The 25363-nt window shown below is 59.0% G+C and carries 28 protein-coding genes; 13 read left to right on the top strand and 15 right to left on the bottom strand.

Translation table 11 applies throughout. From position 1 onward, the window contains the following. The first annotated feature begins 42 nt into the window (after window positions 1-42). Together QMX91_RS05645 and QMX91_RS05640 are read left to right on the top strand one after the other, a co-directional pair. Window positions 43-435 carry a MerR family transcriptional regulator gene (locus tag QMX91_RS05645; RefSeq protein ID WP_041074696.1) on the top strand — a complete coding sequence of 131 codons (393 nt, stop codon included), beginning with the start codon at window positions 43-45 and terminating at the stop codon, window positions 433-435. After that, window positions 428-565 (top strand): DUF1993 family protein, encoded by a 138-nt coding sequence (locus QMX91_RS05640; RefSeq protein WP_276615404.1) that lies wholly within the window; start codon window positions 428-430, stop codon window positions 563-565. Before QMX91_RS05645 ends, QMX91_RS05640 begins: the two co-directional genes overlap by 8 nt. 19 nt (window positions 566-584) lie before the next feature. Here QMX91_RS05640 and QMX91_RS05635 read toward each other — a convergent pair whose 3' ends face one another. Continuing rightward, on the bottom strand, window positions 585-1019 hold the full coding sequence (locus QMX91_RS05635) for a GFA family protein (protein ID WP_098968345.1): 435 nt from the start codon (window positions 1017-1019) through the stop codon (window positions 585-587). A 166-nt stretch (window positions 1020-1185) separates the two neighbouring features. Continuing rightward, window positions 1186-1479, bottom strand: coding sequence for a hypothetical protein (locus QMX91_RS05630; RefSeq protein WP_210559011.1), 294 nt, complete (start codon window positions 1477-1479; stop codon window positions 1186-1188). 53 nt (window positions 1480-1532) lie between these two features. Here QMX91_RS05630 and QMX91_RS05625 point away from each other — a divergent pair, with 53 nt between their 5' ends. Together QMX91_RS05625 and QMX91_RS05620 are read left to right on the top strand one after the other, a co-directional pair. Further along, on the top strand, window positions 1533-1955 hold the full coding sequence (locus QMX91_RS05625; RefSeq protein ID WP_135295575.1) for an SgcJ/EcaC family oxidoreductase: 423 nt from the start codon (window positions 1533-1535) through the stop codon (window positions 1953-1955). 119 nt (window positions 1956-2074) lie between these two features. Continuing rightward, on the top strand, window positions 2075-2635 hold the full coding sequence (locus QMX91_RS05620; RefSeq protein ID WP_097087837.1) for a fasciclin domain-containing protein: 561 nt from the start codon (window positions 2075-2077) through the stop codon (window positions 2633-2635). 71 nt (window positions 2636-2706) lie between these two features. Here QMX91_RS05620 and QMX91_RS05615 read toward each other — a convergent pair whose 3' ends face one another. The 3 genes from QMX91_RS05615 to QMX91_RS05605 form a co-directional block, all read right to left on the bottom strand. After that, a complete protein-coding gene (locus QMX91_RS05615; protein WP_282412379.1) occupies window positions 2707-3933 on the bottom strand; it encodes an NADH:flavin oxidoreductase/NADH oxidase family protein in 1227 nt (408 codons plus the stop codon). An 83-nt stretch (window positions 3934-4016) separates the two neighbouring features. Further along, window positions 4017-4460, bottom strand: a complete 444-nt coding sequence (locus QMX91_RS05610; RefSeq protein WP_098968341.1) for a MerR family transcriptional regulator — start codon at window positions 4458-4460, stop codon at window positions 4017-4019. 72 nt (window positions 4461-4532) lie between these two features. Continuing rightward, window positions 4533-5228 carry a tRNA (adenine(22)-N(1))-methyltransferase TrmK gene (locus QMX91_RS05605; protein ID WP_134786153.1) on the bottom strand — a complete coding sequence of 232 codons (696 nt, stop codon included), beginning with the start codon at window positions 5226-5228 and terminating at the stop codon, window positions 4533-4535. Between the two features lie 222 nt (window positions 5229-5450). Here QMX91_RS05605 and QMX91_RS05600 point away from each other — a divergent pair, with 222 nt between their 5' ends. Both QMX91_RS05600 and QMX91_RS05595 read left to right on the top strand, forming a co-directional pair. Continuing rightward, complete coding sequence (locus tag QMX91_RS05600; protein ID WP_223009417.1) at window positions 5451-6482, top strand: alpha/beta fold hydrolase; 1032 nt, start codon at window positions 5451-5453, stop codon at window positions 6480-6482. Window positions 6483-6639: 157 nt separating this feature from the next. Beyond that, entirely contained in the window at window positions 6640-6798 is a 159-nt protein-coding gene (locus tag QMX91_RS05595; protein WP_081730283.1) for a DUF2986 domain-containing protein, read from the top strand. Between the two features lie 31 nt (window positions 6799-6829). Here QMX91_RS05595 and QMX91_RS05590 read toward each other — a convergent pair whose 3' ends face one another. Continuing rightward, window positions 6830-7426: a DJ-1/PfpI family protein gene (locus QMX91_RS05590; RefSeq protein WP_096797689.1), complete on the bottom strand. Its 597-nt coding sequence runs from the start codon at window positions 7424-7426 to the stop codon at window positions 6830-6832. A gap of 272 nt (window positions 7427-7698) precedes the next feature. On the opposite strand from QMX91_RS05590, the gene QMX91_RS05585 reads away from it, so the two are divergent. The 6 genes from QMX91_RS05585 (at window position 7699) to QMX91_RS05560 (ending at window position 13355) form a co-directional block, all read left to right on the top strand. Beyond that, on the top strand, window positions 7699-8622 hold the full coding sequence (locus QMX91_RS05585; RefSeq protein WP_282412378.1) for a LysR family transcriptional regulator: 924 nt from the start codon (window positions 7699-7701) through the stop codon (window positions 8620-8622). A 100-nt stretch (window positions 8623-8722) separates the two neighbouring features. Continuing rightward, window positions 8723-9448 (top strand): alpha/beta hydrolase, encoded by a 726-nt coding sequence (locus QMX91_RS05580; protein ID WP_282412377.1) that lies wholly within the window; start codon window positions 8723-8725, stop codon window positions 9446-9448. 105 nt (window positions 9449-9553) lie between these two features. Beyond that, on the top strand, window positions 9554-10003 hold the full coding sequence (locus QMX91_RS05575) for an N-acetyltransferase (protein WP_282412376.1): 450 nt from the start codon (window positions 9554-9556) through the stop codon (window positions 10001-10003). Window positions 10004-10057: 54 nt separating this feature from the next. Further along, on the top strand, window positions 10058-10894 hold the full coding sequence (locus QMX91_RS05570) for a PhzF family phenazine biosynthesis protein (protein ID WP_098968335.1): 837 nt from the start codon (window positions 10058-10060) through the stop codon (window positions 10892-10894). A gap of 660 nt (window positions 10895-11554) precedes the next feature. Continuing rightward, on the top strand, window positions 11555-12223 hold the full coding sequence (locus tag QMX91_RS05565; protein WP_282412375.1) for a hypothetical protein: 669 nt from the start codon (window positions 11555-11557) through the stop codon (window positions 12221-12223). A gap of 46 nt (window positions 12224-12269) precedes the next feature. After that, the gene (locus QMX91_RS05560; RefSeq protein ID WP_127646236.1) at window positions 12270-13355 is read left to right on the top strand and encodes a hypothetical protein; all 1086 of its coding nucleotides are present in this window, start codon (window positions 12270-12272) and stop codon (window positions 13353-13355) included. A gap of 318 nt (window positions 13356-13673) precedes the next feature. On the opposite strand, the gene QMX91_RS05555 is transcribed toward QMX91_RS05560, so the two are convergent. The 5 genes from QMX91_RS05555 to QMX91_RS05535 form a co-directional block, all read right to left on the bottom strand. Beyond that, on the bottom strand, window positions 13674-15080 hold the full coding sequence (locus QMX91_RS05555; RefSeq protein WP_282412374.1) for a hypothetical protein: 1407 nt from the start codon (window positions 15078-15080) through the stop codon (window positions 13674-13676). Window positions 15081-15163: 83 nt separating this feature from the next. Continuing rightward, entirely contained in the window at window positions 15164-16516 is a 1353-nt protein-coding gene (locus QMX91_RS05550; RefSeq protein ID WP_282412373.1) for an ATP-binding protein, read from the bottom strand. Further along, the gene (locus QMX91_RS05545; RefSeq protein WP_098968331.1) at window positions 16492-17157 is read right to left on the bottom strand and encodes a response regulator; all 666 of its coding nucleotides are present in this window, start codon (window positions 17155-17157) and stop codon (window positions 16492-16494) included. Before QMX91_RS05545 ends, QMX91_RS05550 begins: the two co-directional genes overlap by 25 nt. A 98-nt stretch (window positions 17158-17255) precedes the next feature. After that, a complete protein-coding gene (locus QMX91_RS05540) occupies window positions 17256-17693 on the bottom strand; it encodes a hypothetical protein (protein ID WP_135295568.1) in 438 nt (145 codons plus the stop codon). Between the two features lie 28 nt (window positions 17694-17721). Further along, window positions 17722-18486, bottom strand: a complete 765-nt coding sequence (locus QMX91_RS05535) for a hypothetical protein (protein WP_135295567.1) — start codon at window positions 18484-18486, stop codon at window positions 17722-17724. A gap of 195 nt (window positions 18487-18681) precedes the next feature. Between QMX91_RS05535 and QMX91_RS05530 the strand changes: the two genes are divergently transcribed. After that, a complete protein-coding gene (locus QMX91_RS05530; protein WP_282412372.1) occupies window positions 18682-21060 on the top strand; it encodes a DUF3772 domain-containing protein in 2379 nt (792 codons plus the stop codon). Window positions 21061-21505: 445 nt separating this feature from the next. Here QMX91_RS05530 and QMX91_RS05525 read toward each other — a convergent pair whose 3' ends face one another. From QMX91_RS05525 to QMX91_RS05510, 4 genes are read right to left on the bottom strand one after another with little or no spacing between them, the layout of a single operon-like run. After that, window positions 21506-22270 carry an ABC transporter permease gene (locus tag QMX91_RS05525; RefSeq protein ID WP_282412371.1) on the bottom strand — a complete coding sequence of 255 codons (765 nt, stop codon included), beginning with the start codon at window positions 22268-22270 and terminating at the stop codon, window positions 21506-21508. Next, the gene (locus QMX91_RS05520; RefSeq protein ID WP_223009386.1) at window positions 22270-23469 is read right to left on the bottom strand and encodes an ABC transporter substrate-binding protein; all 1200 of its coding nucleotides are present in this window, start codon (window positions 23467-23469) and stop codon (window positions 22270-22272) included. Before QMX91_RS05520 ends, QMX91_RS05525 begins: the two co-directional genes overlap by 1 nt. Next, entirely contained in the window at window positions 23435-24277 is an 843-nt protein-coding gene (locus tag QMX91_RS05515; RefSeq protein ID WP_210559019.1) for an ABC transporter ATP-binding protein, read from the bottom strand. Before QMX91_RS05515 ends, QMX91_RS05520 begins: the two co-directional genes overlap by 35 nt. Further along, window positions 24274-25344, bottom strand: a complete 1071-nt coding sequence (locus QMX91_RS05510) for an acyl-CoA dehydrogenase family protein (RefSeq protein WP_282412370.1) — start codon at window positions 25342-25344, stop codon at window positions 24274-24276. The genes QMX91_RS05515 and QMX91_RS05510 overlap by 4 nt, the downstream gene beginning before the upstream one ends. Window positions 25345-25363 lie beyond the last annotated feature (19 nt).

Here is a 25363-nt window from a genome sequence, read left to right as displayed (position 1 = left end):
GCGTAAAGTATCGACCCAACTCTACAGTCAAGCGGTGTTTTCATGAAAATCGGCGAACTCGAGGCTCGCAGCGGCGCCAGCCGTCATACGTTGCGTTACTACGAGCAGATCGGCCTGATCTCACCGCTGCGGCAAACCAACAATTATCGTGTCTACACCGAGCAAACCCTGCAGGATCTGGACTTTATCCAGCGCGCGCAAAGCATGGGATTTTCCTTGGGGGAAATAGGCGAGATTCTGGATGCGCAGCGCAACAAGCTGATCGATTGTGCTGATGGTGCAAAGCTGATTGAAAAGAAGATGGCCGAAATCAAACAGAAAATTGCCAACCTCCAAAGCATCCATCGGTATCTGGATGTAGAGCGTGCGACCCTCGAAGCGAGTGCTGCCAGGCAACTTGAGCTTCAACAGTTGAGCGACGCTGCCAATCATTGAGCCTACGGCAAATGCCGTGGGGAGGCTCCTGCGCAAAGTGTGCTGTGCCTACAACATCCTGCGCCACAATGGTGTGCCGCTGGGCAAGGCGGATTATGTGCAGCACATGTTTGCGTATCTAAGGAAGTAATTGCAGCGCGAGCTTCGGGTCAATCAGGATTGACCCGGAGTTTTTGCAGAAGAAACGCCAGTGACTCCACCGCCCCGTGATAACTCTGCGTTGAACGCTGCGTATCCCATGACATGGCATCGTCCACACAGAAATCGCCAACGCATTCCATGCTCAGATCCTCATCGAGCAGTCCGAGCGGAATCCACACGTAAGGCGATTCGCGAAGCGGGTTGGGCACGGTCGAGCCGCATTGTGCGCAGAAGTCGTTTCTGTAGCCGCTGGGTTTGACCCAACTGTTAATCAAGTCCTGCCCTGCATCCCAGCGAAAGTCCCGAGCGTTGACCAGAGTGGCGAGGTTGAACCCGACACCGGTTTGCTTGCGACACAATGAGCAGTGGCAGCGATAGAAAAAGCGCGGTTCCACTGAGAGGGAAAAGCGTACTGCCGCGCAAAGACACTGCCCTGTTGTCATGGGGACCTCCTTGGAAAAACGATTGATCAGGCGCTGGCGTCAGGTTTAGAAACAAGCGCGCCGGCAGAACCTCAGGTTACAGACAGAATTTATTGCGCCAAGTGTTAACAGAGATTTGAATGGAATCGTCTATCGAGATGGCGATCCCTCCTCTTGCGCTCAAAGCCTAAATCAGCTTTTCGACCAAAACCGTGTCCGCCTCGATAGACATATCGCCAAAATCGCCCTCGAGAGATAGAACGTTTTCAACAAAGCTGATCCCTTCCAGCTCTCCGAGGACGCGAGAATTTTGAAGGTGCAGAGCACCGAGACTGATGGGCAACTCTGCGCCATCGATATTCCACGCCGTCAGTTTGCATCGGCAGCCGTCCTTCAGGCTGACGACCATTTCGAAACAGCGATGTGCCTGATCCAACGTGAACGATAAAACGTCGCTACTTTCGAGCGCTTGTACATCCATACTGAGCTTCTTATGTTTAAAAGCGCATTCTAACGATCTGCGAGGCCCCGGCCATGACTCAGATAAAAAACCCCGAAGACGCTCCCGCCGCATTCCAGGCAGCCTGGAACGCTCACGACATGGCGGCACTCGGAGCTCTGTTCGATCCGCAAGCGACGTTCGTCAATCGTTTCGGCCACTTCGTTCGGGGCGTCGAGCAGATCGTTGCGCTGCACGCGCCCATTCACCAGACGATCTATCGTGACTCCACTCTTGAGAGTGAACTGATCGATATCGATCCTGTTGCTGACGGGGTGGCGATCATTCACTTCTGGAGTCGTTTGTCGGCCGGTGCTGCGCATCCGGCCGGAGCGCATGTGGTGGATACGCTGATTCTCGCGGTGCTGATCAGGCAGAACGAGGCTTGGCGCATCAGAGCGCTGGAAAATGTGACCCTGACCAACCCGCGCACAGGTGAAGCCACCCTGCGTGATTAGCGGTCATCCGTTTCAGCGCACCGCAAAAGGTTTTTCGCTGCATGCTGCATCCGTTTCACTCCCTGCTCCGTATATTCAACACCCTCATTCGAAGGGTCGAAGAATCAAGGAGACGCACCATGCACATGCTCATCAAACGCCTTGCTGTCGCTTGCTTCACCCTGCTCTGCCTCGGCGCTGGATCCAGTTTTGCCGCCGATACCGTGATGGTTGGCGGCGCGGCCATGTATCCGACCAAGACCATCGTCGAGAATGCAGTCAACTCCAAGGATCACACGACCCTGGTCGCTGCGGTCAAGGCCGCCGGGCTGGTGGATACGCTCAACAGCAAGGGACCGTTCACGGTCTTCGCCCCCACCAACGAAGCCTTCGCAAAACTGCCCGCCGGCACGGTCGATACATTGGTCAAGCCTGAACACAAGGCCGATCTGACGAAGATCCTGACTTACCACGTCGTCGCCGGCACTCACACGGCTAAACAGTTGATGGACGACGCCAAAATGCACGGCGGCAAAGTGATGCTGAAAACCGTCCAGGGCGAATCGCTGACCGTGATGTTGCACGACGGCAAGCTGTGGGTGCAGGACGCCAAAGGCGGCAAGGCGGCCATTACCATCGCGGACGTCATGCAATCCAATGGCGTGATTCATGTGGTCGATACGGTGCTGATGCCGAATTGACTGGCTGAGGTTGGCGGGCTCTCGTCAGAGCGTCCGCCAACGTCATGATTGAAATGCCTTGCGACTCACGCCTAACGCTTTTCCATCCAGCGCCGATATTGCCGAGTGCGAAACGCCATGGCGATCTGCTGCAAAATCAGCGCGCGTAACGGTGACACCCCCGGATCAGGCTTTTTCGCCCGACTGAGTTTACCCAGCTGAAACTTCACCACCGCCATGCTCGCCAAGGCCGCAATGGCCTTGTTTTTCCAGGTGATCGGCGGCAATTGCGGGGCGTTGTCCTTGCCCTGCAGCCAGTCACGCGGCAGGTACGGATCGATGGCCAACGCGGTACCGATGCCGACCATGTCCACACCACTGTGCACGACGCTTTCGGCAACCGGACGACGGCGGATGCCGCCGGTGACCATCACTGGCATTTTGGCAACGGTCTGCAGGTCCCGGGCAAATTCGACGAAATAGGCCTCGCGAGCCAGGGTTCGACCATCGCGCGCCTCACCTTGCATGGCCGGAACTTCGTAGCTGCCACCGGACAGTTCCACCAGATCCACGCCCAAATCGTTGAGCAGCTCAACGACCTTTTTCGCGTCGTCAGCGGTGAATCCGCCGCGCTGGAAATCGGCGGAATTGAGTTTGACCGCTACGGCAAACTCTGCAGAAACCACTGCCCTGACTGCCTTGACGATCTCGACCAACAACCGCGCACGATTGTGCAGAGAGCCGCCCCACTCGTCCATCCTTTGATTGGTCAGAGGCGAGAGAAACTGGCTCAACAGATAGCCGTGGGCGGCGTGGATTTCCACGCCGGTGAACCCCGCCTGTTCACCCAGGCGTGCGGTATTGGCAAAGCGCTGGATGACGTCCTCAATCACACTGGCGGTCATGGCGTGGGGCGTGGCGAAACGCTTGGACAGCTTGCCCAGCTCCAGCGGCACCGCTGACGGCGCCCAGGTTTTCTGCCCGAGGTTGGACTGCATCTGGCGCCCCGGATGATTGATCTGCAACCAGAACTGCGCACCGGCAGAACGGCCGATCCGCGCCCAGCGCTTGAACTTGTCGAGTTGCTGATCATCCTGCAGCACCACGCCGCCCGGCCCGGTCATGGCGCGGCCATCGACCATCACGTTGCCGGTGATGATCAGCCCGGCACCACCGTCGGCCCATGCCTGATACAGACGCATCAGTTCTGCAGAGGGCGCCTGGTCGGCGTCCGCCATGTTTTCCTCCATGGCGGCTTTGGCGATGCGGTTCTTGATGGTCGAACCGTTGGGTAAGGTCAGGGGGTCGAACACATTCATGGGGCAGTCCTCAACTGGAGATGAGGCCACCATAAGATTGAAGTCAACTTTAAGGTCAATAGCCTTTTTAGCTGATTCGCGCTTTAACGCGCCACATCGCGACACTCTGCAGCGCCCACCACACCTTGTTCGCGCAGTCGATTTATCAGCATTTGCGCATTGTCCGCGCACGCCACTCCCACGGGCTTGCCTTCAATGCCCTGGATGACGAGCTGAAGTTGTTCCTTGTTCTGCGCCAGCCGTTGCTGCAGCACCTCGATTTCTTCGACCTTTTGCTTCAAGCCACTGAGCAACTGGTCATGCTGCCAGCCACTCGCGTTCATCGGCATCAACTGACGGATTTCCTCCAGGGAGAAACCTGCCGCCTGCGCGCCGGTGATGATATGCAACACCCACTGTGTGTCGGGGGCGTAATCGCGATAACCATTGGCTTTGCGCGCGACTGAAGTGATCAACCCGCTCGCTTCGTAGAAGCGGATACGCGATGGCGCCAGTCCGCTGATTTTTGCCAGTTCACCAATTCTCATGTCCGACTCCGCAGCACGTTAACCTTGAAGCTGACTTTAAACCTGAAGGAGTGCAACAGCCAACACGGCAAATCACGCCAGCAACTCAGTCATCCACTGCACCTGCCGCGCAACCTCTTCCAGCCTCTCCTCGGGCACAGCCTGGCGCGCCTGTTTGAAACTGTTCAGGGTTTTCTGTTTCTGCCTTAAAGAACGCTGCCATTTAGCGAGGAATGCCGGGCTGCGTGCTTGCATCAGCAACGGACCGAAGTACAACTGTTCGGCGCTATAACTCAGTGGTGCGCCGCGCTCGGCGACGATGATTTCGTAGAAGAAACGGTTTTCCTGCAGCACTTCCTCGTCGAGGATGCGGTAGCCGTTGTCCATCAGCCATTGGCGCAGGGGTTGCTCGCCGCCGTTGGGTTGCAGGATCAGCCGTTCGTGCCCGCGCAGGTGCGCCTTGCCGCTGTCGAGAATGTCGCGAATCGTCTCGCCGCCCATGCCGCAGAGGCTGATCGCGGTGATTCCGTCATCAGGCTCGATCGCCGCCAGGCCACTGGCCAGACGCACGCTGATGTGCTGCTGCAGATCGTTGTCGCGCACCGTGCGCACCGCGGCATGGAACGGCGTCAGCGCCACCTCGCCGGCCACCGCCGCAACGATGGCGCCACGTCGCATCAGGGCCACCGGCAGATAGCCGTGATCCGAGCCGATATCCGCCAAGCGCGCGCCGGCCGGTACATGCGCCGCCACCCGCTCCAGACGCATGGACAATGTGTGTTCGTTCAACTGCCGCCCTCTTCCCCAGCCATCGCCGGCGCTGCTGGCCGGACAAGGGGCGCGACTCTAGCGGGCAATGGTGGGTATTTCAAATCCGGACGGGCGCGGTCTTGTTTCGGATTCGGCCTGTCACTGCACAGTCGAGGCATCCACTATCTTCTTTGCAACCGGTCTACTAACCTGCGCGCAGCCGTATCTCAAAACAACAAATGCACTCATGGAAGATCAACCTTGAAAACAGCTCTCGGCGCCCTGCTTCTGCTTGGCCTGTCCACCAGCGCACTCGCGGACTCGCACCCCATCGGCTTCCACCGCACAACCCTGGCGGATCCGCAGCGGCCGCTGGAAATGGTCGTCTGGTACCCGGCGACAACCCATGCAACCGCGCAGGTGATTGACGACAGTCCGGTGTTCGTCAGTGCCTCTGCGGTGCGCGATGCGCCGCCGACCGTCGGCGAGCATCCGCTGGTGGTGCTGTCGCATGGTTACCGTGGCAACTGGAGCAATCAGATGTGGCTGGCCAGTGCGCTGGCCGATCAGGGTTACATCGTCGCGGCAGTCAACCATCCCGGCAGCACCACCCACGACCGCAGTCCGCAAGCGGCGGCGCAGCTGTGGCAGCGGCCGGTCGATCTGCGGCGGGCCATCGAAGCCGTTGTGGCGCAGCCGGGAAAATTTGGCGCGGTGGCGCCGCAGCGGATTGCCGTCGTCGGGCATTCGCTCGGTGGCTGGACGGCTCTGGAAATCGCCGGTGCACGCTTCGACCCCGAGCGTTTTGCCGAGGACTGCAAGGCCCATGCGCAGCTCGCCAGTTGCAACGTCTATAAGCAAATGAACCCCGCCAGCACCGCGCAAGGCAAAGCCGACCTGGCGGCCGACCGGCGTTACAAACCAGTCAGCGCCATCGTTTCGCTGGACCTGGGTCTGTCACGCGGCATGACCGACGCAAGCCTCGCGGCGTTGCCAGTACCGACGCTGGTGATCGCCGCCGGCGCACCTTCCGAAGACCTGCCGGCGCAACTGGAATCCGCCGATCTGGCCAAACGCCTGCCAGCGGCTACCACACGTTATGTCGAGATCAACGACGCCACTCACTTCAGCTTCACGTCGATCTGCAAACCGGGAGCGATCGAGATGCTCGAGGAAGACGCACCGGGCGATGGCGTCATTTGCCAGGATCGCGACAATGCGCGCCCGCGTGAAGTGATCCAGCAGCAGGTGGTAGCGCTGATCAGCGATTTTCTGGCGGCGTCGAAGCCATGACCCCGGCCGCGGCAACCCCTTTGCGAAATGGCTGATGACGGACACCGGTGAGCCGTTTGATCCTGCATCGCTGCAACAGACTCGCCAAATCGCTCCGAGCCGGTTTTAATGCGCGCTGGATGGGCATATGCCCGGCTCCCCTTCTCCGAGTAGAAACATGAACCGCCAAAAGAAACTGCAGCAGTTGTTCAAGGAAAAGGCCAAAAAGGCCAGCGCCAAACTCGCGCCGAAAAAGCCCAAGTACATCAGCAAGGCCGACCGCGCGAAACTGGCGGCCGAAGCGGCGGCCGAACCGGTTGAAACCCGTGAGAGTTGATTCGCTGCTTCAGGCGTCGATTAAACGCGCTTTACAGATACGCCTCGATGTTCGCGATCGCCCGATCGATGTAGAGCTCTTTCTCGCCAACGGGCGTCACATAATGAAACGCGTTGCGGGTGGCCTCCACACCGGCCAGACGGGCGATGAACCAGGCCGCCATATATTGTGAGGACAGGCAACCGCCAGCGGTGGCGACATTGCCCTTGGCCATGAACGGCTGATTGAGCACCGCCACACCGGCCTCCTCCACCCAGGGCTTGGTGATCAGATCGGTACAGGCTGGGACGTCATTGAGCAGGCCGAGCTTTGCCAGGATCAGCGTGCCCGAGCACTGGGCGCCCAAAAGCTGGCGCTGCGGATCGAGCCGTAGCCGCGCCATCAGCTCGGTATCCGCCACGATATCCCGGGTCAGACTTCCGCTGCCCACCAACACCGCGTCCGCGTCGCTCGCCTCCTCCAATGACACCTGAGCCTCGATTACCAGGCCATTCATCGAGCGCACTTTTTCCGTCGGGCTGGCGATCGACACGCGCCAATCTGGCTGTTTGACGCGGTTGAGAATGCTGAACGCGATAAGCGAATCCAGTTCGTTGAAGCCTTCAAAGGTCAGGATGGCGATGTGCATGGTGAGTCTCTAAATGGGCGATGACTCATCGTAAAATCTGGCGCTTATCACAATCAAAAAATTGTCATGGGTACATTGCGAGCCGACATCGACGGGCATTTGATACACCGGCTACGCGCCACGGAAAGGACGGCTGAACAACCGCGTCGTCTCGCCCTATACCTTCTCAGGCGACCACGCCTGCATGCCTGCCAGGAAAGATCGGGCTGTAGCTTTCAGCCAGTGGCTGTAGGAAAGTGGCGAACATCGAATGATGAAAAGGCCAACACCCCATGAAGCCGCTGGATCTGACGCGTTTCGACCTCAATCTTCTGGTGGTTCTTGAGGCGCTTTGGGCGCAAAGGCACGTCGGTCGTGCGGCGCAGCACCTGCATCTGTCGCAGTCGGCCACCAGCCATGCCCTGTCGCGTTTGCGCACGGCGTTTGATGATCAGTTGTTCATTCGCAACCCTCGCGGCATGGCACCGACGCCGCTGGCCATCGAGCTGATGCCCAGAGTGGCGGCGGTGCTCGAATCGGTGCGGCTGGTCGCCAGCCCACGGGGGCCGTTCGATCCAGCGCGTCTGCAGGCGACACTGCGGATAGCGGCCACCGATCACGCCGTGCTGACCGTCATCGCCCCGGCGCTGGCGAAAATTCAGGTTGCGGCGCCGGAGGTGGTGCTGAAACTCGGGCCGGTGGATGGCGAGTCGGCGATGCGCCAACTGGACGCCGGCGAGATCGACCTGGTGTTGGGTTCGGGTTCGTTTGCGCAAGTGCCGCAACGCTTTGATTGCCAGCTCGCGCACAAGGAGCGATTCGTCGGCATCGCCCGCAAAGGGCACCCGGCATTGGTCAAGCGCGGCAAACATTTGCATATGGAACTGGATGACTTCACGCGTCTGCCGCACGTTCTGATTTCGCCCCGGGGCGACGCGCGGGGCGCTGTCGATGACGCGCTGGAACAGCTCGGTCGCAGCCGCAAGGTTAGCGTCACCTGCCCGAGTTTTCTGGCGGTACCGTTCATGATCGGCGCATCGGAATCGATTGCCGTGGTCGCCGAACGCATCGCTTTACAGCTGCAGGAAACCGCACAGCTGAGCATTTTTGAATTGCCTTTGCCGCTACCGACCTGGGAGGTCTTCGTCGTCCGCGCACGCGGGCGCGCCAACGAGCCGGCGGTTGAATGGATCACCAGAATGCTGATCGGCGACTGATGATCGACCTCGTGCATCGAGAGGCTGCACCAATGCCATTGGATCGCGCGCCTCGGTGCTCCTAGAGTGCGGACATCCGTTCAACATCCCTGGAATTCTCATGCAAACCGAGCCCACGCTGGTCATGGTCCCTTGCTTCGCCGGTGCGCCGTGGCAGCTCGACCAACTCAGCCACTTGCAGCACCGCGCCATGCGTACGTTGCGCTTACCGGACGACGTCGCTGATCTGGAAACGCTCGCCAACTTCATCGTTGATCAAGTGAAAGATCTCGAATGCTACGTGCTGGTGGGCGACTCCTACGGCGCGGTCGCCTCGATCGCGGTTGCAACGCGCCAGCCAAAAGGCCTCAAGGGCCTGGTGCTGTCCGGCGGTTTCGCCAAAAACCCGATCACCTCGCCCCTGCTGAAAACGCTGGCCGCGCTGGCGCCGTTCTTCCCCGGGCCATTTTATCGACAGACGACCCTGCGCCTCCACGCCGCACAACTGGCTTCGTCGTTCGACAAGGAAGGCGAAATCCCTTGGTCAACCGCCAACAGCCGCGCCTTCTTCATCGAGCAAACCCCACCCAAGGCCTACGTCAACCGCGTGCGCTCGATCGAGACCGTCGACTACACCGCCCTGCTGGCAAAGATCGACGTGCCGACGCTGATCCTCACGCCCGAGGAAGACAGGCTGATCGGCAGAGAGGCGGCGGGGATCCTGCTGAAGGGGATAAAGACCGCGCAGGAAGTCGTCATGCCGAGGACCGGGCATATGTTCAGGTTTTCGCATCCGGGGGCGTATTCGCTGGAGGTCAGGAAGTTTCTGCAGCGGGTGGCGCTTTGAGTGTATTTGGGCCAGTCAGATGCTGCGCGGCATATCGATCCGAATTGCCGTTTTTTGTTGCAGCCACTAGCCTCACCAGGTCAAAAGCACAAATCAGAGACCCGCATGACCGCACGCCCCGCCACGGATAGCGACCTGACAGCCCTCTTCGACTTGCATCGAGCAGTCTTCCGCGAACACATCAAAAAAATATGGGGCTGGGATGAGAGTTGGCAACGCGCAAATTTCGCGGTGGAATTCGCATGCACAGCCACTTCGGTTATTGAACAAGACGGCCGGCTTGTTGGCTATGTGCAAATACTGGAAAAGGAAGACCGAATCCATGTTCAGAACATCGCTATTTCGCCCGAATACCAAGGCAAGGGCATTGGCTCGCAGATTCTGAAGAACCTCCAACTGGAAGCCGCTGCCCGCAAGGTGCCGTTGCAGTTGGGCGCTTTTCGCACGAACACTCTGGCGCAGAAGCTCTATGAACGACTGGGCTTTCGCCAGACTGGCACGACAGACACGCATATTGAAATGTCGTGGACAGGCCCTGAAAGCCAGCAGACGTGATCCGAATCCATCCGCGTAAAAAACCTTCCCCAACTCAACCTATAAGGACATTCAATGCCACGCTCGCTGCAGTTCGAACAAGTCGACGTATTCGCCGATCACCCCTACGAAGGTAATGCGCTGGCAGTGGTGGTGGATGCTGATGGGCTGACGACCGAGCAGATGCAGGCGTTCGCCCGCTGGACTCAACTCAGTGAGACCACTTTTCTGTTGAAGCCCGAGGCGCCGGACGCGCACTACCGTGTCCGCATCTTTACACCGTTGCGTGAGCTGCCCTTCGCTGGGCATCCCACCCTGGGCAGCTGCAAGGTGTGGTTGGCACGGAACGACAACCCTGAGCAGCTCGAGATTGTTCAGGAGTGCTCGGCGGGCTTGATTCGGGTACGCAAGCAAGGTCCGCAACTGGCTTTCGCCGCGCCACCATTGGTGCGCAGCGGGCCGCTGGAGGCAACGACGCTCAACCTGATCGAGCAAGGACTCGGCCTCGCCACCGGGCAGATCCGCGCGAGCCAATGGGTCGATAACGGTCCGGGTTGGGCGGGCGTGTTGCTGGCGAGTCGTGAAGACCTGTTGGCGATCAAGCCTGATTACGCGGCACTGCAGGGGCTGAATGTCGGGGTTATTGCGCCGTGGGCGGGTCCCGACGCTGAAACGGACGTGGAAGTCAGAGCCTTCATGGGCGAGGAATGCGCCGAGGACGCCGTCACCGGCAGCCTCAATGCGAGCCTGGCTCAGTGGCTGATCGGCTCAGGCATCCTTGGCGACCGCTACACCGTGAGCCAAGGCACCGCCATGGGCCGCCGCGGCCGATTGCACATTGAGAACGTGGACGGCAGCGTCTGGGTGGGCGGTGCCGTTCAGCACTGTATTTCCGGCCGGGTGGTCTTTTGAGCAGTTTTTTTTTGAATCACGCTCTGCCCATTTCTGCGCATGCAGCCTCAATGTCCCAGAGCGCCCCTTCTGAAACCGCTTAAGCGACCTTCCTGGTAAAACGAAAACTACTGAACCCAGGCATTTGATGAACCGAACAGTCTTGCTGCCCGTATCCCATTAGAGACTTCATCATCTTTGGCATCCACGACCTGCAGCTTACCGACTGTTTAGCCTCTGACCGGTGGCGAATGCTTCAACCGCACTGGAAGCGTTGCTTTCCCGAACTTACTATTAAATTCGCTGGATTCATGGCCAACCATTAATCTGACGAACTTAAAGTAAAACTCCGACGCTTGGTCATCCGAAACAATAGCTGCCAAGTATTTTGCGCAGAGATTCACTGTTGTTTTCCCAGCAAAACATCCAAATCCACACGTTATAGTTATTTCAGAATGCTATAACCGAAGTCACAAAAAAATATAAAAACCTGTCACTTCTGACAGGTGGCGTAAAAGGCGCTATCTTTTAGAATTAGATCTCCCAACTCCCATTCAACAAAAAGACAATTTCGAGAAAAAAATGGACCTATACCCAGTCGACACTGAAACCAAATCAGCTATATACACAGAACAAATGAACCGACCAAAAATTGATAATGAAAACGAAAGAATCACAGTCGTGGAACGACTGATATTACATAAAATCGGAGAGGAACTAAAGCTTTCAGTTAGTTCGCGCACCGGAACTTTAGAATATTATGAAGACACGCTTGACAAAATTGAAATAACCATCTCCGAGCTTGGGGATATTTTTGCTAGCGAGGATGGATATCGCTGTCGCTTTAGGCTTGGAGATGGAAACTGGCATGATCAAATACACATTCAGCGCTTTATCGGTTCAAACGCTAAAAACAGTTCGGCCAATATCAGTCAAAGCTGTGTAGAACAAGCCATTTGGTCAAAGTGGTACAAAAGAGAGTCAGACATCATCAACAATAAAACAAATGAGTTGCAACGCGAATACAACACAAGATTTTTAGAAGTTCAGGAAAAGCTGAACATCACAAGTTCCGTACAACTAAACTTTAACCCCCCGGAAGAAAATGAATACGGAACCATCACTATTGAAATTCCTCCCATCAAATTTAATTCAACACCTGAAGAATTTAAGGCAGCCACAGACGCTTTCAACATAAACCTGGAAAGAAAAAGAATTGAACGCGAATATCAAAGTGCATACAAAAATTTATTAGCTCAAGGCGTGAAACACATTGCCGTCGATTTCGCCATCAAAGAAATAAAACAAACAGCTAAAGACAAAATAGCTTCAATTGTTTTAAACAAATGAAAAACGTTTCGAAAAATCGCCACCATCATTTAGGGAGAACTTAAACATGGGAATCGCAGTCAGTGCAGGAGGAGATTTCTCTGCTGCTATCACAGCAATGGTAGAGGATATCGTTGAATATGGTTTTGCCACAGATCCATTCAAACGCCCCGACCGATATAGCATCCACCGACCAGGAGCGGTTACAACGTACAACGAGATTAAAACCATCTCAGCACGATATCGAAACTGGGCTGACTTGGGAAACAACAGAACATTGTTATTACCCGTACCTATCCTATACCCGCAAATTTGGTTTCACACCGAAACAAGCAAAGAACACAGAAGCGTTTGGGATTGCGAATACGGAGCCGAAAAACCTTTGTATTCCGGACCAGAAGGTAATCGCAACAGTGTAGAGGCAGATAAACGCTGCCCCTACAGTGGTAGAGGTGCACGCGCGGGACAGTTAATTTATAAGTACGGTGAGAATGGACTGGCACAGCCCGTCTGGAATGAATACAGCTTCACCACTTTAAACGAAGAGGGTGAGCTTTATTTCAGAATCAACACCACAAATGATGATTTGGAATCAAACTCAGGAAATATAAAAATAATAATCGCCCGAAACCCAGCGATTACGCCAAAACAAGACATGATATATACGGTTTACGCACAGTGCGGGTGGAAAAGTACGAAACTCCCCCGCTGGACCAACTGGAAACTTATAGATAGTGATGGATATAGCCCGAATGCTTTCATGTCAATGCCAATGCCAGCTATCTTGGAACGCAGTGCATGTTGGCGATATGCTCCAGACCCCGAACCAGAAAAATCTGTGGTAAATGCTGTAGGGGCCTTGCGATATCCTTACTGCGGACCTGGTGGATGTAAAGAAAGCGTCGAGGGTGATACGCGATATCCATATCACGGCCCAGGAGCCAAACGGGGGCAGCTACTTTTCAAGTATGGCGCAAAAGGAACTGTTCTTCCCCTCTGGAGCGGCGACGCGGTTTATGCGCAAGAATGTACTGGTTCGTTATATCTGGCTTGTAATGGGCCCACAGTTATTCTCCCAGACGACAACATCATTCGAAGTGAATTTGATGTCAGCAATGCAGGGTTTGGTCTATTATCGTTAAGAATATCCTGAGAAAAACACCATTACATTTCCAACCCTTCCTGGTATCCAGCCGGTTTTTTGCAAATTTCAAGTTACACGCAGAAAGCCGGCACCTCAACTTCCATTTTGTCCTTGAATACGCTGACAAACCCCTTTCTACTGTAAAAACCTATGAAATTGTTTTATCAATAACGTCGATTCGGCCGTTCACGGTGAATATAACTCAAAATACCGCAATGGTTGATGAGCCTAGTTAAAAAAAATAACGATCCTTTAGCTTAAACATTATTATCAAGCTCAATGCGACGGGATCATCAGTGTTCTGCCCGTATCCCACCGGTTTCAACTTCATATCAGCCTGGCAACCGACCCTGTCGGTAATGCCCCGTCCTTCTCAAGCGCAGTCAGTTTCTCGACAATTCGGGCACGCTCGCTTTCTGATGTTTCGCGGTCAGTAATCGAGTAAGTCTGGCCATAGACCCATGCACGCAACTGCTCAAGCACGGAAGGTTCAGCAGGTGCGCGAGACAGCTGCTGCAACAGATACCCGGCCTGCATCCATTTGGGCATCAGCTCAAGCAGCGCCTGACGTCGAGAGGCGGACAGCGCAGGCCAGAGTGTTTCGAGCTGAGCGCTGAATGCTGACTCGATGACTTTCCATGGCTGCGGACGCAGGCCGCGTACTCCCGCCTCGAACACCGGGCGTGACGGATCCGCGATCGCCGCGATCAGTAAATCAGGCCTGCACTCTCCTTCGAGGCTCAGGACCAGTGACCGAACCTCGCCACTGTTTTGGCTGAGGGCCGCGTTCATCCACCCTTGCGGGATTGCCATGCCAAGCGACTGCGCCAACCCGAGTACGCCAAGCCAACGGGCTTTGGTGGCGGGAATCTCGCCTGCCAGTTGCGCTTGAAGTACCTGCAACGGGTCGACGCCATACTTTCTGGCGGCCCAGAGTGCAGTCGATCTTGCTGCAGACGATGGGTCGGTCAGAAAGTCTTCGATCAGTCGTGTGCGATCCGTTTGCAACTCAATGGCTTGCAGAAACGACAGGCGCCGGAGAATGCTGCTGTTGCTGGCGAGTCCATAGGCGATGGCCTTCTGCGCCGATTCCAGAGGCAGCGCCATTGCCCTGCCGAGCGCAGCTCGCCGCACACTGAAATCTGCATGATGAAGGCTCGCGACAAGAAACGCCTCCAGCTCATCTGCGCGCTTTGTCTGAGCGAGTACCCTGAAAAACAACCGCGTACAGGCGCCACGGCTGGTTTCGAAGGCAGCTGTGGTTTGCGCGAGGCATTCAGGTGTTGCCAGCAGCGCTTCAAGCTTTTGGATGGTAGCGCCGTGGTCTTCGCGTCGGCGCTGCTCAAGGGCAAGGATGGCGGGAGTCTTGGCGATCAGCCAAGGGCCATACTCGGGGGTCAGGTAGTCTGCGAAAGCGTCTCTGGCCGCCGCACGTACCTGCGGCACCCAGTCGTTGAGCCGCACGATAATGGACGCCAGCCGCTCGGTCGATTGCGATGAGCGGATTTGCCGTAGACCGGCCTCCCTGTGGAATCCATCCCAGGACATGACCAGCCACTTCCAGTCACGCACTGGCAATACTTCAGGTGGATCTACTGGATCTACTGGATCTACTGGATCTACTGGATCTACTGGATCTACTGGATCTACTGGATCTACTGGATCTACTGAGCGTTCGGTTTTTGCAGTGGTGGATGTTTTTCCGGTGAGTCTTTGCAACAAAACTTTCCACATGGAGCTGACTATCCCTGACGTCCGAACATTGGCGTGAGCCATAGCATGCCTGTCACCGTCGCTTTTTTAAATGCAGGGTTCTCTCACAACCTATCTTTCAACCACAGCGAAACACGCAAGCCACACCGCCCCACTTCATCGACAAAACTCAAACCCACCCGAATCCCCGTCCGTTCGGCGATCGCTCTGACAATCGACAGCCCCAACCCGGACCCGGCCTCGCCGGTGCCCAGGCTGCGGTAAAACGGATCGAACACCAGCGCCTGTTCTTCGGCGCGGATGCCCGGCCCCGAGTCCTTGATTTCGATGCGCGCGCCCCGCTCCGTCCGTTCGACGCTGAGGTCGACTCGTCCGCCCGCCGGGGTATAGCGGATGGCGTTATCCACCAGGTTCTTGATCAGGATGATCAGATCCAGTTCGTTGATGACGACCTGCACATCTTCGACGCTCTCCACGCCGATATCGATGGCTTTGTTCTCTGCCAGTGGCAGCAGGTCTTCCAGCACTCGGCGGAACACTGCATGCACCGACACGGCAGCCTCGGCGCGTTGCGCGATTGATTGTGCGGCGGCCAGAGCGAGCAATTGCTCGATCAGCTTGCGACTGCGCTCGATCCCCTGAGCCAGCGGCAGAAAGTCCTGCCGGGTGTCAGCCGACATGGGCGTAGCGGCCAATCGCTCAGCCTGCAGCGACAGCGCCGTCATCGGCGAGCGCAGTTCATGGGCGGCATCGGCGATAAACCGTCGTTGCGCCTCCATCGCCTGCGCAACGCGGCGCAGCAATCGATTGATCGCCACGACGAAGGGCCGGATTTCGCTCGGCAAGTGCTGTTCATCAATCGCATGCAGGGCCTGTTGGTCGCGCTGATCGATTTCCGCCGAGAGCGTCGCGATCGGGCGAAACAGCTTGCGCACCAGATCCCCCACCACCAACAGCAGCACCGGAAACAGAATCAGAAATGGCAGCAGGCTGCGCCAGGCGCTTTCCCGGGCTTCCTTGTCGCGCACATCGGCTTCCTGCGCGACCGCAATGCGTTCGCCTGCCGAGGTGGTTCTGACCAGCACACGATAGTGTTCACCAGCGATATTCAGCGTCGCCAGACCATCGGCCAGGGTCAGGGGAAAGGGCAACGGAATGCTCGCGTCATCAGTGCCGACGGCTTTGCTGCTGTCGGCCAGGTATTGCACGGTGATCCGCGAGTCTTCGTCATCGCCAACGACCTGCCCGGCAGCGGGATAACCCAGGGTCATGTGCTGCCGATCGAACAGCAGCGCCACCTGACGCAGACTTTCGTCCTGCATTTCGTGCGCTTCGTCGAGTGCCGAGATGAACGCGAATGCACCGGCGAGCAAGGCGACGATGAGTATCGCCAGTGACAGCGTGATGGATAGCCGTGACTGCACCGAGTCGCTCAAACGCCTTTTGAAACCATCCATCCCATTCCCCTGACATTCCTGATGACATGGTTTCCCAGTTTGCGCCGCAGCGAATGGATCAAAAACTCCACCGCGTTGCTTTCCACTTCGTTGCCCCAGCCGTAAATCCGGTCTTCAAGTTCGCTGCGCGAGAGAATCGCCCCCGGGCGGATCAACAGTGCCTGTAACAGCGCAAACTCGCGGCTGGAAAGCTGCACATCGGCGACTTGCGCGGTAGAGGCCTGTTTCGAAATCAGGTTCAGCGACACCTCGCCGTTATCCAGCAACGATTGCGCGTTACCGCCGCGACGGCGCAATACCGCGCGCATCCGTGCCAGCAACTCGGCCATGGCGAACGGTTTGAGCAGGAAGTCATCCGCACCGCCATCGAGGCCGCGCAGCCGATCATCGAGGCCATCGCGGGCGGTAATAATCAGCAGCGGCACGGGGTTGTTGCGCGCGCGAATGGCATCCAGCACATCGAGCCCGTCCTTGCCGGGCAGGCCGAGGTCGAGCAACACCAGATCGTAGGTCTGGGTGTCCAGCGCCGCCAGCGCGGTGAGGCCGTTTTTCACCCAGTCGGTGGCGTAGCTCGCTTCCTTGAGCGCCGCCTCGATGGCTTCGCCAATCATCAGGTCATCTTCGACCAGCAGAATCCGCATGCAGCGCTCCGACAGAAAAAGGCGCGACGGTCATTGCCATCGCGCCTGTATTGAAGCACTTGAACCGACGTTTGTCCGCCGCCGGTTCAGCGCTGCGATCACTGCTTGCCGTTCATCGAATCGAAGGCCTTGAGCAGATCATCCATGGCCGCCTTGCAGTCAGCCTGCTTCGGCGAGCTGGCGCGCAGGGCATCCAGCGCGCGGTCAATGGCCTTGTCCAGTACATGCCAGTCGGCAGCGGCACGCGGCTTGATGCCGGCTTCGGCAGAGTCCCAGGAGGTCTCCAGATCCTTGATCCGGGTCTTGGCGCCGAGCAGGTCGTTTTTCTCGACCAGCGTGCTGACGTCAGCGGCGATGTTGCGGAACTCGCTCAGGTCACCCAGCTTCGAGCCCGATTGCGGCGGCGCGCTCAAAGAGCTGGTCGGCGTGCCGGCAGCGGGCTTGTCGGCGGGTTTCGAGCAGCCGGCGAGGCTACCGAGCAGTACCAGAGACGAGATGATCGCGACGTGGCGAAAAGCCGTTTTGAAGGCGTGCATATTGATTCCTTGATGGGTATCCAAACGTTTATTGAGTGAGGGTTTTGCGATTGCCAAGGCTGATCTGCGCGACCGCCACCAGCAGCACGATGACGCTGAGGAAGATCGCACTGGTCCAGGCGGCGCCCATGCCCAGGCCACCGTAGGTCTTGGCCTGAGTCAGCAAGTCACCGAGAGAGGCGCCGAACGGACGGGTGAGGATGTAGGCGATCCAGAAGGTCAGCACCACGTTGCCCCCCATCCGCCAGGCCAGCAGCGTCGCCGCGATCAGCGCGCCGAATATCACTGCACCGACGGTGAAGCCCAACCCCAACGCTTCGGTTGCCAGGTCCCCGGCGGCAGTGCCCAGGGCAAAGGTGCAGAGCACAGTGGACCAGTAAAAAAGCTCGCGCCGCGGCGTGTTGATTTCGCGGATCGACAGGTTGTTCTCCATCGTGAACCAGATCAGGAAGTTAACGGCCAGCAACACCGAGAACACCGCAGTGCTGACGTACAGGCTGATGTCGAGCATGTCGGTCATGATGTCGGTGATCTGCGTGCCGACGATGCTCACCAGCACCACGGTCAACCAGTAGATCCAGGGCGTATACGCGGTTTTACGCATTTGAAAGAACAGCGCGCACCCGAGTAACAGCGCCATGCCGATGCTGGTCCAGCCAGCACCAAAACCGGCATCCACCGCAAGGAAGTCGGCGCCGGTTTCGCCCACGGTCGTCGAGAGAATCTTGATCACCCAGAAGGCCAGTGTCACTTCGGGGACTTTGTTAAGCCATCCGGCTTTTGCGGGATTCATGTGTGGATCGCCTCTCCTGTCCAGCGCTGAACTTGCGCTGGGGGGGGAAGATACGAGCCAATACTTAGCTGAGACTGAGGGCGTACACGGCACGGCCGGCTACTGGCCCGCCCTGCTCGCCTGAAATTTTCCGCCGTGCCCGGTTCGATCACCTAACCTCATAGCTTGTGTGATCAACGAGAACCGGCCCCTCTCATGCGCAACACATTGAACTCATTGTTTTTTGTCGCGCTGCTGCTCGCTGCGGGCAGTTCGGCGTTGTGGGCGGCGGATTTGCCGGCGCCTTCGGCGACTACTGCGGCGCCGCTGGTGGAGGTCTCGCAAAGTGATCTGCAAGCCCTGCAACTGCGCCTCGATGGGCTGAAGCAGCAGATTTCCGCCGCCAACAACTACAACCAGCTCGAAGGCCCGCAAGACCGGGTACAGACGTTCATTCTGGACATCGATCGGTTGTCGGCTTCTCTGTTGCCGCAGCAGGCACAACTGGCGGTGCAACTGGGGGTGCTCGGCGCGGCGCCGGATACGCAGATTGCCGCCGAACAGGCGGAAATCGCCGCACAACGGGCGATGCTCGGCGAACAGAAAAACAAGGTCGACGCCACGCTCAAAAGCCTTGCCGCGCTCAAACAAAGCGCAGCCGAGCTGATCACGCAAATCGCCGGCATTCGCCGCACACTGCTCGAAAGCGAACTGACGCTGCGCACCGACAGCATTCTGAGTCCGGCCTTCTGGTCGCCATTGGTGTCGCCAGAGCCGGATGACCGCCAGCGACTGAATTTTTTCATCAATCAGGTGAACCTCACCTGGGCCACGGTCTGGGCACCGGGGCAACGTTTTTTCACCTGCGTGCTGGTGCTGCTGGCGCTGGCTTTCTGGACGGTCGGCCGCCGACTCGCCGAGCGTGGCCTGACCTGGTTGTGCATCCACCGCATGCCGGAGGGGCGCTTGCGCCGTAGCGCGCTGGCATTCGCCTCGGCGCTGGCGACCCTTGGCACCACGGCCATCGCCCTGCATCTGCTGTTCTACGCCTGCACCCGCCACGAACCACTGACGCCCATGCTGCAGACTTTTTCCGAGGAGTTTGAAAAAGCCGTTTACGCCTGCGTCCTGATCACCGCGTTGAGCCGCGCACTGCTGTCGACCAAACATCCCTCATGGCGGCTGCCGGCGATAGCCGACTCAGTGGCACTGGCGCTCCAGCCCTATCCACGGATTCTCGCCGCCACCCTGCTGGTGCTGGTGACTCTGGTGCAAGTCAGCAACGCCACCGGCATGAGCAGCCAGATCGTGATCGCCCAGCGTGGGGTGATTGCCATCGTGGTGATCGTGATTCTAGTGCCGCTGCTGTTGCGCGTCGGCAAAGTGCGCAAAGCGTTGCTCACCGCCAATGAACCGGAGGCCGGCAGCACGTTTGCCGGGGCGATCTACAGCATTGCCACGGTGTGCATGTGCATATCGGCGCTGGCCTTGCTCACCGGCTACGTGTCGCTGGCCCGCTTCGTCACCTATGAATTGGTCTGGGCCTATATCGTGCTGGCCGGTTTCTATTTGCTGGTTCAAGTGGTCAAGGATGCCTGCGAATACCTGTTCTCGCCGCGCTACTCGGCCGGCAAGACCATCAAGCAGACCCTGGGCATGGGCGACCGGCGGCTGGAGCAGATTTCGATTGTGCTGTCCGGCGCCAGCCGCGCCGGGCTGCTGTTGCTGGCGGTGATTACCCTGTTCGTCGGCGGCATCGGCACCACGTTCGGGCAACTGACCAGCAATGTCATGGGCATTCTCGGCGGCGCCGGGTTGCGCAAGCTGAACATCGTTCCCGCGCATCTGATCAATGCCGTGCTGGCGTTGCTGATCGGCATCTACCTGATCCGCGCTTTGCGCCGTTGGCTCGACAATGAATTCCTGCCCAAGACCGACATGGATCCGGGCATGTGCGCGTCGTTGAGCACGCTGTTTTCCAACATCGGTTATGCCACGGTCATCCTCCTGACGCTGTCGTCGCTGGGCGTGCGCTGGACCAATCTGGCGTGGATCGTCAGTGCGCTGTCGGTGGGGATCGGTTTCGGTTTGCAGGAGATCGTCAAGAATTTCGTCTCCGGGCTGATCCTGCTCACCGAACGCCCGGTGAAGGTCGGCGACCTGATCAGCATCAGCGGCGTCGAGGGCGACATCCGCCGGATCAACGTGCGCGCCACGGAAATCCAGCTCAGCGACCGCTCCATCGTGATCGTGCCCAACTCGCAACTGATCTCGCAGAACCTGCGCAACGTCACCCTCGGCGGCAGCGCCCAGGGGGTGGCAAGCCTGGAGCTGATGTTCCCGCTGGACATCGACCCCGAACAGGTCAAGGAATTGCTGCTGAACACCTACCGCGAAAACGAAAACATCCTCGACAAACCAGCGTCGTACGTGCGCTTCAGCAAGCTGTCGCCGGATGGCATCACCTTGACGGTGACCGGCTACGTCGGCAGCCCGCGGATTGTCGGCGGGACCAAGAGTGATTTGCTGTTCGAAATTCTCAAGCGGTTGGGGGATGCGGGGATTGCGCTGGCGAAACCAGCCTCCGCCCCGTAACAGCCCCCCTGTGGGAGCGGGCTTGCTCGCGAAGACGCCGGCACAGGCAAAACCTCCGGCGACTGACACTCCGCTTTCGCAAGCAAGCCCGCTTCCACAGGGGCTCTGCGCTAAACACAGAATGCATGCCTGCCATTTATCCATTGTGGGAGCGGGCTTGCTCGCGAAGACGCCGGCACAGGCAAAATTTCCGGCGACTGATACTCCGCCTTCGCGAGCAGGCTCGCTCCCACAAGGGGTTCTGCGCTAAACACGGAATGCATGCCTGCCATTGATCCATTGTGGGAGCGGGCTTGCTCGCGAAGACGCCGGCACAGGCAAAATCTCCGACAACCGACACTCCGCCTTCGCGAGCAGGCTCGCTCCCACAAGGGGTTCTACGCTAAACACGGAATGCATGCTTGTCATTAATCCATTGTGGGAACGAGCCTGTTCGCGATGAGCCTCACGCCGGCGCCCAACGCCGATGCAGCCAGCGCGCGAACGCATCCAGGGCAAAGCCCAGTACGCCGATCAGCAGTACCATCGCCATCAGTTCCGAATACGCCAGTCGATCACGCGTATCGAGGATGAAGTAGCCCAACCCGGCGCTGACGCCGAGCATCTCGCACGGCACCAGCACGATCCACAGAATGCCGATCGACAGCCGCACTCCGGTCAGCACATGGCCGAGTACGCCGGGCAGGATCACTTTGCGCAGGGTTTCCCAGCGGGTGGCGCTGAGGCTGCGGCTGAGTTGCAGCCAGCGCGGGTCGAGCTGGCGCACGCCGGCCACGGTGTTGAGCAGGATCGGCCACACGGCGGCGAAGGTCAGCAGGAAGTAGATCGGCTGATCGCCAACGCCCAGCAGCATCACCACCACCGGCATCCACGACAGCGGCGAAATCATCCGCAGAAACTGAAACGCCGGCGTGGTCGCCGCTTCCAGATGCCGGTAGCTGCCGATCATCAAGCCCAGTGGCACGCCGATCAGCAGCGCCAGCAGCAGACCGACCAGAATCCGCTTCAGGCTGACCAGCACATGCTCGTACAGCTCCGGGCGCAGCAGCAGTTCGCCAAGGCTGGCCAGGGTTGCCTCGGGTGAAAAGCGCAGCGTCAGGCTGTCGTTGCCGCCGAACACGTGTACGCCCAGCCACCACAGCAGCAACAGGCACAACAGCCCCGCCACACCCAACAAACCACGAACGGTCGAAGAAGATCGCTGACGCATCAGAGGCTGAACTCCTCGCTGCGATCAAAGCTTTCCGGTAATCCGAATGCCTTCATCCCGCCGACTGTAGCAATGGCATTACGCACGAAGCGATCGTCTACCAGATCCCGGGCGGTTTGCTGCGGATCGAGGTTGGCAAGGAATCCCTTGTCGCCCTCGATCAGCGTGTCCTTCAGACGTTTGACCAGTTCTTCGGTGTAGCTGGGGAACGGGTACGGCTGAAAATCGATGCGCTGCTCGTCCCAATGGCTGTGCTGGATCGCCCCGCTGGCCAGATACTGCTCGCGGTCGCTAGTGGCCGGCGACAGCACCCGGTCGAGCACCGGTTGCGCGTGCGGCGTGTAGCGATTTTCGCCGTCCTTGGACAGCAATTTCGCCGCCTCGGCGCGGTTGTCGCGGGTCCAGACCTGCGCCTTGACGATCGCGTTGACCACTTTCTGCGACCACTCGGGGCGGTTGTTCAGATCCTGCTCGTGCATGAACACCACGCAGCAGGCGTGATTGCGCCAGACGTCGCCGGTAAAGCGCTGCACGCGGCCGACCTTGAGTTCCTCGGCCAGGGCGTTGAACGGCTCGGCGACGATGTAGCCGGCGATGCGTTTGCTCGCCAGGGCCGGCGGCATGTCCGACGGCGGCAGCACCAGCAGATTGACTTCATTCGGCGCCAGCGCGGCGCTCGCCGATTTGCTCACCGGCACCAGACCGTGGTCGCGGAACAGCTGTTGCACCACCACGTTATGGATCGAATACCAGAACGGAATCGCCACTGATTGCCCACCGAGTTGTTTGACCTCGGTGATGCCCGGCGCCACGGTCAGGCCCGAGCCGCCGACGTGGTTCCACGCCACGACCTTGGCCGGCACCTTGCTGCCGTAACGCGCCCACACGGTCATTGGCGACAGCAGGTGAATCACGTTGACCTGCCCGGAAATGAACGCCTCGATCACCTGCGCCCAACTGCGCAACAGCACCGGGCGCTCAGCCTGGATGCCTTCGGCTTCGAACAGGCCGTTGTTGTGCGCGACCAGCAGCGGCGTGGCATCGGTGATCGGCAGATAACCGATGCGCACCGGCGCATTCGGCTCGGACGCGGCGCGGGCGTTGAGGCTGTTGAGCAACGGCAACGCGCCGCCAGCGGTCAGCAACGCGCTGAGTTTGAGGAAGTCACGACGTGTGTGAGTGAAGTCGTCCAGGCACATGATCAATCTCCGACGTAGCGGGCACAGGTTGAGTGAGGGGGTTGCGGCTCGCCCGCCGAAGGGTTTTGAGGATGTCGATGCGCAGCGCACCCAGTTCCTCGACCAGCTCGGCACGCGGCTGAGGCAGGTCGATGCGCCACTCGCCGAGGATGTGCGCCGGGCTGTTACCCAGTAGCAGAATCCGCTCGGAAAGCAGCAGGGCTTCGTCGATGTCGTGGGTAATCAACACGGCTGCGGTGTGGTGCTCGGCAATCAGTTGCAGGAGCAACTGCTGCATGTCGGCGCGGGTGATTTCATCCAGCGCGCCGAACGGTTCATCGAGCAACAGCACCTGCGGCTGCCGTGCCAGACAGCGGGCCAACGCGGTGCGTTGGGCCATGCCGCCGGACAACTGCATCGGGTGCTGCAACCGCGCGTGTTCGAGGCCGACCGCAGCGATGGCGTGGTCGATCCGCGCCTTGCGCTGCTCGGCCGTGAGGTGCGGCTGGCGGGCGAAGTCGAGACCGAAGGCGACGTTCTTTTCCAAAGTCAGCCACGGCAGCAGGCTCGGGTCCTGAAACGCCACCGCCACTCGTGGATGCGCACCGGTCAGCGGCTCGCCAAGCAGGCTCACCCGACCCTGTTGCGGTGCCTGCAAACCCGCCAGCACTCGCAGCAGACTGGATTTGCCGACACCGCTGGGGCCGAGAATCGTCACCACTTCGCCGGGTTGCAATTGCAGGTCGAAGTGCTCCAGCACGGTGTGCCAGCCCTGCTCTCGCGGGTAGCCGAGGCTGATGCCCTGCGCCTCCAGCACCGGCGCCGTCATGCCGTCGCTTCCCGTTTCTGCCGCTGCAATTCGGCGCGCAATTGCACCAGGCTCGGAGTGACGATCGGCACGAACGCCGACTCGCGCCAGCGCCGGGCGAAACCGCTGCCGTGCTCGGTCAGATAAGCCTTGCCGCCGCTGGATTGCAGTTCCAGTTGCACGGCGTTGGCAGCGGATTCGGCCAGCGCGATGCGGATCTGGAACAAGGCGCCCGGCTGGGTCAGGAAACGTCCGTCGTGCAGACCCTGCTTGAGCGCATCGACGCTCTGCGCCAGTTGCTCGCGTTGTTCCTGCAACGGCTCCAGCAGAATCGAACGGCCGTCCTGCAAATGTCCTTCGACCTCGGCCAGCGCCCGTCGCGCCAGACCAATCGCCATGCCGCACTGCAAGCCGAGGAACGCCGGGCGCACCGCTGGCAGAAACTTGCGCGCATCTTCATGCAGCAGCCATTCGCGTCCGACCGCCACTTGCGCGAAATCGATCGCAGCCGTGTTGCTCGATTGCAGCCCCATCAGTTGCAGATCGGCGGAACGTTGTACGCCGGCAGCGTCATCGGCGATCGCCAGCACGAACGGCGAACCGCCCTCCTCGTGCTCTATTGCCGCCGCCACCACGAAACCGCTTTTGCGCAGATTGGTCACCCAGTGCAGGCGCCCGTTCAAGGTCCAGCCGTCTGCGGTGTTGGCGGCACGCACTTGCAGTGCCTCGATGCCCGACAGGTATTTCATCGCGTTAGACAAACCGGTGGCGCCGGCCAGTTCGCCGCTGAGCAACGCCGGCAGCAGTTTTTCCCTCAGCGCAGTGTTGGGGCTGTGCAGCAGGTATTCGATAAAGGCCCGTTGGCCCCAGAACACAAACGCCGCCGCCAATGAATGGCTGGCGACGGCAGCCAGGGTTTCCACAGCATCACTGACGTGGCCACCGCTGCCGCCCAGCGCCGGGCTGATGCCGACCCGTAGCACGCCGGCCTGCGCCAGTTGCGTCAGCACCTGTTGCGGATCGCCGTCGCCCGCATCCAGGGCCTGGGCGTTGTGTTCCAGCCATTGCGTCAATGCCTGATTGAGCATGTCGTTTCTCTCCTTGTAC

The organism is Pseudomonas sp. PS01299 (assembly GCF_029960145.1).
GTDB lineage: Bacteria > Pseudomonadota > Gammaproteobacteria > Pseudomonadales > Pseudomonadaceae > Aquipseudomonas > Aquipseudomonas putida_A.
Note: the sequence above shows the minus strand (reverse complement) of the source record. Positions and strands in the feature narration are given on the sequence as shown.